The sequence below is a fragment of the Segatella copri genome, from assembly GCF_009494395.1.
Lineage (GTDB): Bacteria > Bacteroidota > Bacteroidia > Bacteroidales > Bacteroidaceae > Prevotella.
The window spans coordinates 269,442-282,004 of the sequence record NZ_VZCB01000079.1 but is presented as its reverse complement, the minus strand read 5'-3'; the positions used below and the strand labels follow the sequence as shown (position 1 = coordinate 282,004).

The following is a 12,563-nucleotide window of genomic DNA, read 5'->3' as shown; positions in this document are numbered from 1 at the left end:
TTTTAGATAAACAATGAACAATAAGTTTTTGCTAGCTTCGGCTTTGTGTATGAGTATGAGCGCAACGATGAATGCGCAGAATCCTATCGTGCAAACACAGTTAACTACCGACCCCGCACCTCTGGTTGTCGGAGACCGTCTCTATGTATATACCGGTCATGATGAAGATAAGGCTGACTTCTTCTGGATGAACGAATGGCGTGTGTATTCCACCAAGGATATGGTGAACTGGACAGACCATGGCTCTCCGCTCGACCTCAGTTCTTTTTCCTGGGCTGACGACCGTGCCTGGGCAGCACAGACTATCGAACGTAATGGTAAGTATTACTGGTATATCTGTGCGCACTCTAAACTGACGGGCGGAATGGCTATCGGCGTAGCTGTGGCTGATTCTCCTACCGGTCCGTTCAAGGATGCGTTGGGCAAACCGCTTTTCGATAATGGAAATTGGGACAATATCGACCCTACCGTCTGGATGGATGAGGATGGTCAGGCTTATCTCTATTGGGGTAATCCGCATCTTTACTATGCCAAACTGAATAAAGATATGATCAGCTTCAAGGGTGGTATAGATGCTAAGGCAGCTGTTGATGAAAAGCGTGAAGTGGGCAGAATCGTGATGACTGAGGAGGGATTCGGTTCGCCTGACGTGGAGAAGCGCGATTCTACCCGAAAATATAAAGATTGCTACACAGAGGGACCTTGGTTCATGAAGCGTGGCAAGAACTATTATATGCTTTATGCTGCAGGTGGAGTGCCTGAGCATATCGCTTATTCCATGAGCAAGAAGCCTTTCGGACCATGGAAGTATATGGGCGAAATCATGCCATTGGAAGATACGGGTTCCTTTACTAACCATTGCGGTGTGACCGACTTCAAGGGCAAGTCTTATTTCTTCTATCATACGGGTAAACTGGGTGGCGGATTCGGACGCAGTGTGGCTGTGGAAGAATTCAAATATAATGCTGACGGTACCTTCCCAATCATCCATCATACCCAGGAAGGAGTGGCTCCTATCGCAACCCTCAATCCTTACAAGCGCCAGGAAGCAGAAACCATCGCTTTCTCTAAGGGAGTGAAGTCGGAGCAGACCGACGAGACGGGTGTTTATATCTCAGAAATTCATACAGGCGATTATATCAAGGTACGCGAGGTGGATTTCGGAAATGAGAGTCCGGATGCATTTGCCATCTCTGCTGCGTGCTCATCGCTCGGCGGTTCATTGGAGGTTCATCTCGATAAGGAAGATGGCGAACTGATAGCTAAACTTGATGTTACCAAGACTGGTGGCTGGGAAAAGTGGAAGACTTTCTCGGCACAAATGCTAAAGAAAGTGACAGGAAAGCATGATATATACTTCGTGTTCAAGGGATTGAAGGGAAGCAAACTCTTCAATTTCGACTGGTGGAAGTTTGAGAAGAATTTCGCCAATCCTGTGGTTTGGGCTGATGTGCCTGATGTGGATGTAATCCGTGTGGGTGACAGCTTCTATATGGTAAGCACCACCATGCATCTGATGCCGGGTGCGCCTATCATGAAATCGAAGGATTTGGTGAACTGGGAAACCGTGAACTATATCTTCCCTAAACTTACTGATTCACCTAAGTATGACATGAAGGAGGGTACGGTGTATGGTCGTGGTCAGTGGGCCACTTCGCTGCAGTATCATCGTGGCAAGTTCTATGCGCTCTTTGCTCCAAACGATAATCCTGGTGGAGAGACTTATATCTGTACAGCCGATGATATTGAGGGCAAATGGACTATCCACAGCCGTTTGCAGCATTTCCATGATGCCGCTCTCTTCTTCGATGACGACGATAAGGCATACGTGGTTTATGGAACGGGAGAGATGGTGCAGCTGAATGCAGACCTGACGGATGTGGTGCCTGGCAGCCATCGTAAACTCTTTGAGCGTGATGCTGATGAAACGGGTTTGCTCGAAGGCTCCCGCATGATCAAGCACAACGGCAAGTATTATCTCCTGATGATTTCGTGGCCTCAGGGACATCCTCGTCGTGAGGTTTGTTATCGTGCAGATCACATTCAGGGCCCTTACGAAAAGAAGGTGATTCTGGAAACGGAGTTTGCCGGATTCAACGGCGTGGGACAAGGTACGATTGTAGATGATAAGTATGGCAACTGGTATGGCATCGTATTCCAAGACCGTGGTGGTGTGGGCAGAGTGCTCACGCTGGAGCCATGTACCTGGAAGGACGGATGGCCTATACTGACCGATGAGAAGGGCAATATTCCTGCCGAGATGCAGAAGCCTGTATTGGGATATGACGGTAAGGGACTCGTGTATAGCGACGATTTCTCGAAGGATAAACTGGAATTGCAGTGGCAGTGGAACCACAATCCTGTGGATAATGCCTGGTCGCTCACAGAGCGCAAGGGCTGGCTCCGCCTGAAGACATCCCGTATTGTTCCTAACATCTTCCTGGCTCCCAATACCATCAGTACCCGTACCGAAGGACCAACCTGCGAGGGAATCATCAAGATGGATGTAAACAAGATGAAGGATGGCGATGTGGCTGGTCTGTCAGCCTTCCAGGGTGATGCAGCCCTGCTTTCTATCGTAAAGGAAGGCAAGAAACTCTTTGTGGTAGGTACCAAGGAGAGTGTAGCTTTGACTGAAAAGGAAAAGGCAGTGACTGATGTGAAACGTGAGGAGGTTTATCGCCAGCCTTTGAATCTGAAGCAGGATAAGGCAACGAAATCAAGCATCATCTATCTGAAGATGAGCTGCGATTTCCGTCTTCATCAGGATCTCGCCTCCTTATTATATAGTATAGACGGCAAGACCTGGATTCCTGCCATCAAGGATTTCAAGATGCAGTATGATTATCGCCGTCTCTTTATGGGAACCCGTATCGCCATCTATAACTATGCCACAAAGGCTGCTGGTGGATATGTGGATATTGATTCTTTTGAATATTTGAAAGAGAAATAAAGTTTAAGATTGTTTTGTTTGTAATTTGACGGCACAAAGTGATGGAAACTTAAAAAGTTTTCTTATCTTTGTGCCGTCTTTTTAAACTAATCGGTAATATTGATTTTATGAACAGAAATAAAATGATTTTGGGAGCAGTGGTGCTGGCACTGTCGCTTCCCTTGCAGATGAGGGCAAAGGCTAGCTGCTCTGATAATAGCACACGACTTTGGTATAATGCCCCAGCCCAGCAGTGGCTGGAGGCTCTGCCTATCGGAAACTCTCATCTGGGAGGTATGGTGTATGGCGGAACCACGGACGAGAATATCCAGTTGAATGAGGAGACTTTCTGGAGTGGCGGTCCTCATAACAACAATAGCAAGAAATCCTTAGAGAATCTGCCAAAGGTGAGGGAACTCATCTTCAATGGCAGGGAAGAGGAGGCAGCGGCTCTCATCAACCAAACCTTCATCCCAGGACCTCATGGCATGCGCTTCCTGCCGATGGCAAATCTGCATATCAGCATGAAGAACCAGGGAAAGACTGAGCTGTTTGTGCGCAACCTGGATTTGAAGAAGGCGATTGCCACGACTTCTTTCGTGATGGATGGCGTAAGATATACCCGTACCACCTTTGCTTCGCTGGCTGATGGCGTCATCGTTTGCCACATTAAGGCGAGTAGAAAGGGTGCCCTGAATATCGATGTTACCCTGGATTCGCCTTTTGAACATCAAGTTCAGAAAACGCCTTCAGGTGTTATGCTGAAGGTGAAGGGACAAGACCAGGAAGGCATCAAGGCGGCTCTCACTGCCGAATGCGTGGCAGATGTAAAGACAGATGGCACCGAGGCAACCATCATTGTGAGTGCTGCCACCAATTTTGTGAACTATCACGATGTGTCGGGCAATGCAGCCCAACGCAATGCCGACTATATAAATAAGGTGAAACTGATGAGCTATGCACAGTTGGAGAAACGCCATGTGGAGGCTTACCAGAAGCAGTTCGCTACTTCTTCTCTGATTTTGCCAACCGATATCAATGCTTCGTTGCCTACTAACCTGCGCCTGGAGAAATTTGCAGGCAGCAAGGATATGGCGATGGTGGCACTGATGTATAACTATGGTCGCTATCTGCTCATTTCCTCTTCCCAGCCTGGTGGACAGGCGGCAAACTTGCAGGGCGTTTGGAATGACAGTAAGAATGCGCCTTGGGACAGCAAATACACAATCAACATCAATACGGAGATGAACTACTGGCCTGCCGAGGTAACGAATCTCGGTAACACCACGGAGCCTCTGTATTCGCTGATTAAGGATTTGAGTGTAACGGGAGCACAGACGGCTAGGGAAATGTATGGTTGTCGTGGCTGGATGGCACATCATAACACCGATATCTGGCGCATAGCAGGTCCGGTGGACGGTGCGCAGTGGGGCATGTTTCCGAATGGCGGAGCCTGGCTCACCACTCATCTCTGGCAGCATTATCTCTATACGGGTGACAAGGCTTTCCTCAAGCAGTGGTATCCGGTAATAAAAGGTGCTGCTGAGTTCTATCTCGACTATATGCAGAAGTTGCCGGGCACCGAATGGAAGGTAACCGTGCCGTCGGTGAGTCCGGAACAGGGACCTAAGGGTAAGAGAACTGCCGTAACGGCTGGTTGCACGATGGATAACCAGATAGCCTTCGATGCCTTGAGCAGTGCTGTGAAGGCTTCTGAAATATTAGGGGTTGATGAGGCTGAGCGCAAGGCGATGCAGCAGCTGATTTCTCAGATTCCGCCGATGCAGATAGGAAAGTACGGACAGTTGCAGGAGTGGCTTGTGGATGCGGATGATCCGAAGAATGAGCATCGCCATATCTCGCATCTCTATGGATTGTATCCATCTAATCAGATTTCTCCTTTCTCTCATCCGGAACTGTTCCATGCCGCAGCCACCACCCTGAAGCATCGTGGCGACCAGGCTACGGGCTGGAGTCTGGGTTGGAAGACGAATTTCTGGGCACGCATGCTCGATGGCAATCATGCTTTCAGAATCATCAGCAATATGCTTCGCCTGTTGCCATCTGATGCCCAGGCAAATGAGTATCCTGAGGGAAGAACCTATCCGAATCTCTTTGATGCCCATCCACCATTCCAAATTGATGGTAACTTCGGAGTAACAGCCGGCATCGCAGAGATGCTCCTGCAGAGTCATGATGGAGCCGTGCATCTCTTGCCAGCCTTGCCTGATGCCTGGAAAGAAGGAAGTGTAAAGGGACTTCGTGCCCGTGGCGGCTTTGTGGTGGATATGGACTGGAAGAATGGAAAACTGAAGCAGGCGAAGATTCGCTCCACCATTGGAGGCATCCTGCGTCTTCGCTCATACGTACCGCTGAAGGCGAAAAAACTGAAGAAGGCAGAAGGAAAATGTCCAAATATCCTTTTTGCATCTGCAGAAGTGAAGCCTGTAATGGAACAGCATCGGATAGCAGAAGGAGTGAAGGTTCCTATTCCTGACGTATATGAATATGACTTGGAAACAGAACCAGGAAAGACTTATCTGATTAAATAATGTCCTATAATCACATTTGTTGCCATAAAAGTATCATTTTGTCCACCTCTGGTTGGATAATTATTCGTACTTTTGTGGCAACATTTTTTATAATAATCTTTTAGACCTATAAATAGAATGAAGAAATTATTATTTGCAACCTGTTGCATTGCTTTTTTGAGCGGTTCTTTGGGAGCTGCGGCGCAGAAAAAATCTGCGGCCAAGAATGTTCTGACACAGACTTTGAAAGGGAAGTTTTGGTCGGCTGATAATGGTAATGGTACCTTTACAAACCCTTTGTTTTATGATGAGTTTTCTGACCCTGATATTATCAGAGTGGGGGAGGATTACTATCTGGCGGGTACCACGATGCACAGTGTTCCGGGACTGGTGGTTCTCCATTCCAAGGATCTCGTAAATTGGGAGTTCTCTTCCTATTGTTTCGACCGCTTTGATGATTCTGATGATTTCAATCTCCGCAATGACAAGGAGGCTTACGGACAGGGTATCTGGGCGCCTGCCATCCGATATCATAACGGCAAGTTCTATATCTTCTCCAATATCAACGGACATGGATTGCAGGTGTATATCTCGGACAGTGCCAAGGGACCTTGGACGCATCATAAAGTTAATGGCGATATCTACGACCTTTCTGTGCTCTTCGATGAGGATGGTAAGATTTATGCCGTGCACAAGTATGGCAACGTGACCGTTACGGAGTTGAAGCCCGATTTGAGCGGTCCGGTAGAGGGCAGCAGCAAGGTGGTGATTCCTGAAGGCAATGCGATGGGTGAGGGACATCATGTTTATAAAATCAATGGTATGTACTACATCCTCTCTGCCGATTATTCGCCGATGGGTCGTATGCAGTGCGCCCGAAGCAAGAGCATTTGGGGACCTTATGAAACTTGCGTAATTAGCGAGCGCGAATCGTATGGTTATGCTGCTGGATGGAGCGTAGGTAACATGGGAATCGGTCGGCCTTTGCCGGAAGATGGTTTTAAATTCCAAAACAACCAACCGAATGGCTTGAACCTGGGCTGTGCTACGATTCATCAGGGTGGCATCGTGCAGGCTCCTGACGGGAAATGGTGGGGCGTTTCGATGCAAGACTTCAATGCCGTGGGCAGAACCGTATGCCTGTCGCCTATCACTTGGGTTGACGGCTGGCCTTATTTCGGATTGGAGAAGAACCTGGGACGTTCGCCTCGCACCTGGTTTAAGCCTAACGATGTGGTGAAGACACCTCAGGCACCATACGAAAGATGTGATGATTTCTCTGGCAAGACCTTCAAACCAGTTTGGCAATGGAATCATAATCCGAACGACAAGATGTGGTCGCTGAATAAGGAGCGAAAGGGATGGCTCCGTTTGCATTCGATGCCTGCCAAGCAACTGCTCTGGGCAAAGAATACATTGACGCAGCGTGCCATCGGACCAGTATCTTATACATCTGTAAAACTGGATGCATCCCGCTTAAAGGTTGGTGATGAGGCTGGTTTGGGTGCCATCAATACGCCATACGCTTCATTGGGCGTTGTCAAGACGGATAAGGGGTTGAACTTGAGATGTTATGACCAGAATACCAACAAGGAAGTGTTGAAACCGTTGGCTAAAAGCAAGGTAGTATGGTTGCGCCTTTGGGGTGATTATGACAAGAGCCAGTTGCAATATTCCTATTCTCTGGATGGCAAGACCTGGGAGAATATCGGCGAGCAGATGCTTTCGCCTTATCAGTTGAAGACCTTCCAGGGGGTACGTGTGGCACTTTATGCTTTCAACAAGAAGGAAGTGAATGGCGGTGTGGCTGAGTTCGATGATTTCATGGTAGTGGAGCCGATGGCTGACAGAACAGCCAATCTGCCTATCGGAAAGACCATAAGATTCTTTAATCTCGCTGATGGTAGTCTGATGGATGCTACCGGACATGGATTGATGCATAGTTCCGGTAACCGAAAGGACATGAGAAATCAGGTGAAGTTTGTTGTGGAGGATAGAGGTAAGGGAAAGATTGCTTTGAAGACGGCTGACGGACGATATGTTTATATAGCTGGTGCTGGTTTATCTGGTGATGTTCGTCTGACTTCCGACTCTTCCAAGGCAGAGGAGTTCTTATGGCAGGATATGCTTTATAACCGCTGCATGCTTCTTTCTCTGAAAACGCAGCGCTATGTGGGCAAGAATCCTGTGGATGGTAGTCCTTATTCTGCTGATTTTCAGGGTGCTGATGCAGGAATGAAAAATGGGTGTGTCTTCTCGCGGGAGATTGTAGAGTAATCTATTATTGGAAATATATAAAAAGAGCTTGACTCGTTTGGGTAGGAGTCAAGCTCTTCTTGTTTATCTTTTGTTTTATTTTTCTTACGTTCTATTCAAAATAGAAAGTCAATGCAATCATCTTGCTATGAGCACTTTTTGCCGCCTTCGTATAAGGCAACATGCTTTTGTCTTTCACTTTATTGATATAATTCTTGTCGTATGAGTCTATTAATCCATACATGAACTTAAGTTCTGGTCTGAGCTTAAAGAATGGTAGGTAGAAATCGCATCCGGCACCAATTTCGAGGAACATTTCAGACTTCTTCAGTTTGATGTAATCATCGTTGTTTCCGCTAAGATTGATCATCGGATTCAATCCTGCCATGATGTAAGGTCGATGATTGTTAAATCTCTGTGCGCCAAAAATGAGATTAAAAGCTGAAGAAATATATGCCGTTTTCATTTCCTGCTTTTCTTCTATGGGATTTCCTATACCATCTTTTTCCATCAGATTATGGAATGTGAGATGTCTCGTACCGAAGTACATGGCCGGAGCAATACGAAACTGGAAGTGGCTGTTTAGGCGGAATTCTCCCAAAACTCCTACCGTAAATCCCGCATCCCATCTGTCTTGATCTACCGTAACATTGGATTCTTTCTCATTACCATCTGCATCTCTATAAGAAGTTAGTCCTGTATTCGTAAATTCTAAGTCTTGGAAGTGGGTTCCAACCATAACGCCAAAATGGAATGGGCGCAAATCAGTATAAGGACGGTTTTCTACAGTCCTTTCTTGTGCCATGATTACTATGCTTATAGTCATGACTGCTAATATGGTCATTATCAATCTTTTCATATTATTATTAACGGATAAGTTGTCTACTTATTGTTTCTTTCTCTATTTCGATAATGTATAAATTGAAGTTTTCCCTTAAAAAACTTATACCTATTTGTAGGTATTCCGAAAAATATTATTATCTTTGCACCATCTAATTTAGGTATTATACTATTGAAGAGAATATATATTATTAACATTATAAAACATTAAGAATTATGGCATACGTAATTGGTGAAGATTGTATCGCTTGCGGTACATGTATCGATGAGTGCCCATCAGGTGCAATCTCTGAGGGCGAGAAGTATTCTATCAATCCAGACCTCTGCACAGAGTGTGGTACTTGCGCAGATGTTTGCCCTAATGAGGCAATTAGTCTTCCTTAATTTTTAAGGATAGATACTTTTAGTTACATAAAACATTGAGAGCGGTTCCTTTGGAATCGCTCTTTTCTGTTATATGGATTTTGATTCACCCTTTTTCCTTACTTTGTGTAGAAAAACGGCTGTTTGCCGTCAGCAAGTATGGAGGTTTATACAATTATTATGTTGTTATATAATGTATCGAAAAAGGCGATGAAGCTAAATACTTCACCGCCTTATATTTTTTCTAATCAAGAATTCTGTTATAGAATTCTCTTGAGAAATTTCATATTACTGAGCTGCTTCCTCTTCAAGACCCAAAGCCTTCTTTGCAAGAGAGTTGTTTGGATCAAGCTTAATCAACTTCTCGAAGTATGGTCTAGCAGTGTCTAAGTCTTTCTTAGAACCCCAGTAGATGTAACCTGCATTCTTGTATGCCTGCATCAAGTAACCCTTTTCATCCTCATCATACTGCTTGCTTTCGAGTTCCTTGATTACCTTTTCATAGTTCTCAAGTGCCTTGTCGTCCAACTCATTCTGGAATGCGATGTTAGCAGCCTGCAAGTCAGCGTATGCCTTAATCTGTGGATACTTTTCAGCGAAGATGTTGTAAATACCGATAGCCTTGTCTACCCATACAGCCTTATCTGTGCCACCCTTCTGAGCTTTAGCATTGTAAATCTCAGCCATCTTAACGAAGTCAGAAGGAGCAGCGTTAGGGTTCTTCTCCATATAAGTCTGAGCGAACTCGATAGCCTTATCTTCGTTGCCCATAGCCTTGTATGTTTCAGAAATGTACTGGTAAGGCTTAACGTCTTCCTTATTCATTTCCAATGCCTTGTTGTACTGCTCCAAAGCCTGATCATACTTCTTGTTGCCAGCAAGGGCCAAACCGTAGTATGAATAGATACTAGAGTTCTTCTTTACATCAGCGTTGTTGATGATAGCTGTTGCATAATTCAATGCATCCTCGAAGTTCTGTGTATCTACAGCTGAACGCATTGCCAAAATCTGGAATGCTGTATCCTTTGGATATTTCTGCATACCTTCTTTGCACAACTGAAGTGCCTCATCCTTCTTGTTCAAAATGTAAGCAGTGAAGCAGTATTCATAGAAGATATACTCTTCCATGGTGCTATGATTTGCTTTTGAGAAATTCTCATAAGCCTTCTCATAATTACCATTAGCATAGAATGTATGACCTGTTTCTGCCTCTACAGGATAGTCTGGATTGATTGTCTTCAATTTCTGCAAAGCTTCTGCGCTACCATTTGGGTCAATTTTCTGGTATACACGAGCATAGCTGATATAACCCTGAGGATTCTTTGGATCCATAATCATACACTGCTTGTACCAGCTAGCAGCCTCACCACCGTTGTCCTGCATGGCGAAGATATCACCTTTCAAGATATATGCATCACCATAATTCTTGAATTTAGCGATAACAGCATCTGCTACAGCATTGCCTTCAGTATACTTCTTGTTGATAACAAGGGCATTACCCAATGCAACAAGAGCCTTAGGATCTTTTTTGAAGGTCTTCTGATAGACCTTAACTTCCTTAGCAAATTCTTTAGCATCAACGTTGCCTGCTTTCAATGTAGTCTCAATTGGCTTAAGTGCATCCTTATAGTTCACATCCTGAGCCATTGCAGGAGCTGCCAAACCCATGACGAGCAAACCTGCTACTAAATATTTAACTGCTTTCATAATTCTATTTTTAAATACTTTCCTTTATCAAAATATGCTTTGACTCCAGTTAGTAAGTTTTATTTTAATTTTATCGTATATTTTCTTCGTTTTCTTTATCTTGTCTTGTTACCGTTTTACGTTAACAGTTCTTATAGTGATGTCACCTCTGTATGGCAGTAAACCCGACTTGAACACAATAAGCTGTCCTTTAGGGTTGGAAATGTAGTTGGCAAAACTCCAAGGCAAAGCCTTATGAGGGTCTACTACAATAGCATATATAGTTCTGACGAACGGATATCTTCCATCCAACAAGTATGCCTGATAAGGTTGCCAGCTATTTGAAGGCTTTGCCTCATCTTTCACGGATACTCTCATGACATGAATATTCTTTTTGAATGTGGTATTGGTTGAATCTCTACGATCATTTAACCAATTAGAACCAATCACACCAATAGACCCAGGATTTTGATCAACAAAGTCAATCACCTGTTTACTGGTTTTGGCAGCCATGATTTTGGCTCCCATTTTAGCTCCATGTAATACAGAATCTACCACGTAGTTAGTAGTAGCTGATCGGGTGTTGTCGAAAATGACTTCGATATCACCTCTTTTAGAGCCTGGTCTAATATCACTCCATTTTGTAACCTTTCCCGTTAAGATGTTCTTGATTTCATTTACTGTAATACAAGTATCCGTATTGTTCTTGTTTACAATGAATGCCAAACCATCGTAACCGATAGGGAATACAGAAGGAATAACATTACTTTTAGATTTCAAGTATGCTATTTCACTATCTTTCAAATTTCTTGTTGTGAATAATAGGGCAGTTTTGAAATCTTTAATCATCTGAAGTCCTGTGACTTCATCAGTATATTTTGCTTTGAGTTTGGCTTTTGGAAATTCAAACTCAAATTGACTCCTTTCTTCCTCAATGATAGGACTCAAACTTTCGTCAGCCACAAATTCTATTGTGCCTGAAGTAGGAGTGTCAGTTCTACCATCTTTGGCTTTCTTCTCGCCACAAGACGAGAAGAAAGCCATTGATAGTACTGTTAATCCTATATAAATATAAGATATTCTTTTCATTCTATTACTGCAATCTAAATACAACTGGTACAGTATATTTAACACGTACAGTCTGACCATTCTGCTTACCAGGAGTCCATCTAGGCATGCTCTTAACAACACGCTGTGCCTCGCGGTCGAGTGAAGGGTCAACTGAGCGTGCAACCCTAACATCAGAGATAGAACCATCGCGCTCTACCACGAATGATATGATTACTTTGCCCTGTACGCCATTTTCCTGTGCTACAACAGGATACTTCGTATTGCCATTGAGGTAAGACATCAAAGCTCCATTTCCACCAGGGAATGAAGGCATCTCCTCTACAACATCGAAGACCTTAGTTGCAACCTCAGGTTTTGGAGCTGGTGGTGGAGGTGGGGCTGCTACTGTAATCTCACTTCTTACAGCTTCCACTGTACGGTCCTTCACACCTTCCTTGTCTTCAGTACCTATAGCTACCTTATCGTCCAGTTTATCCATCTGCTTAACCTGGTTTTCCTCTTTTACGAGTTCATCCTTCTTGATGACAGGTGCAGTAAACTTCTGAGTTTCGCGAGCCACAGGTATCTCCTTCTTAGGTTCAATCTTTGGCTTCACTGGCTCCTTCTTCTTTTCTTCCTTCTTAGCCTGCTGCTGGAGTTCAGCCAACTTCATAGCTTCCATATATGCCTGCTGTTCTTCGGCCTGTTTCTGTTCGATGACTTTCCAAGCCAAGAATCCACCCACGAGAGCTGCAGCAATGACCAAGATCAGAAGAGCCTTGATGTTTCGACCAGAAGTACCCTTACGGAGCTGGTATGCACCATACTCCTTGTTCTTTCCGGCGAAAACCATATCGACCCATTTAGGATCGTAAAGATCTATTTTTGCCATTTCTTTCTTGTTT

General features: G+C 44.6%; 8 protein-coding genes. 4 read left to right on the top strand and 4 right to left on the bottom strand.

Features of this window, described 5'->3' with window-relative positions; genetic code table 11:
- Window positions 1-13 precede the first annotated feature (13 nt).
- The 3 genes from F7D73_RS10790 to F7D73_RS10780 all read left to right on the top strand — a co-directional run bounded on the left by F7D73_RS10790 (window position 14) and on the right by F7D73_RS10780 (window position 7,740).
- Window positions 14-2,953, top strand: coding sequence for a family 43 glycosylhydrolase (locus F7D73_RS10790; RefSeq protein ID WP_153124602.1), 2,940 nt, complete (start codon window positions 14-16; stop codon window positions 2,951-2,953).
- 107 nt (window positions 2,954-3,060) lie between these two features.
- The gene (locus tag F7D73_RS10785) at window positions 3,061-5,484 is read left to right on the top strand and encodes a glycoside hydrolase family 95 protein (RefSeq protein ID WP_153124600.1); all 2,424 of its coding nucleotides are present in this window, start codon (window positions 3,061-3,063) and stop codon (window positions 5,482-5,484) included.
- Window positions 5,485-5,601: 117 nt separating this feature from the next.
- Entirely contained in the window at window positions 5,602-7,740 is a 2,139-nt protein-coding gene (locus tag F7D73_RS10780) for a family 43 glycosylhydrolase (protein ID WP_153124598.1), read from the top strand.
- A 91-nt stretch (window positions 7,741-7,831) separates the two neighbouring features.
- Here the strand turns inward: F7D73_RS10780 and F7D73_RS10775 are convergent, their stop codons facing one another.
- Window positions 7,832-8,578: a porin family protein gene (locus F7D73_RS10775; protein WP_153124596.1), complete on the bottom strand. Its 747-nt coding sequence runs from the start codon at window positions 8,576-8,578 to the stop codon at window positions 7,832-7,834.
- Window positions 8,579-8,775: 197 nt separating this feature from the next.
- On the opposite strand from F7D73_RS10775, the gene F7D73_RS10770 reads away from it, so the two are divergent.
- Entirely contained in the window at window positions 8,776-8,943 is a 168-nt protein-coding gene (locus F7D73_RS10770; RefSeq protein WP_153124594.1) for a 4Fe-4S binding protein, read from the top strand.
- Between the two features lie 267 nt (window positions 8,944-9,210).
- Here F7D73_RS10770 and F7D73_RS10765 read toward each other — a convergent pair whose 3' ends face one another.
- The 3 genes from F7D73_RS10765 to F7D73_RS10755 all read right to left on the bottom strand — a co-directional run bounded on the left by F7D73_RS10765 (window position 9,211) and on the right by F7D73_RS10755 (window position 12,550).
- The gene (locus F7D73_RS10765; RefSeq protein ID WP_153124592.1) at window positions 9,211-10,629 is read right to left on the bottom strand and encodes a tetratricopeptide repeat protein; all 1,419 of its coding nucleotides are present in this window, start codon (window positions 10,627-10,629) and stop codon (window positions 9,211-9,213) included.
- 108 nt (window positions 10,630-10,737) lie between these two features.
- A complete protein-coding gene (locus tag F7D73_RS10760; protein ID WP_153124590.1) occupies window positions 10,738-11,697 on the bottom strand; it encodes a PstS family phosphate ABC transporter substrate-binding protein in 960 nt (319 codons plus the stop codon).
- Window positions 11,698-11,701: 4 nt separating this feature from the next.
- Window positions 11,702-12,550 (bottom strand): energy transducer TonB, encoded by an 849-nt coding sequence (locus tag F7D73_RS10755; RefSeq protein ID WP_153124588.1) that lies wholly within the window; start codon window positions 12,548-12,550, stop codon window positions 11,702-11,704.
- Window positions 12,551-12,563 lie beyond the last annotated feature (13 nt).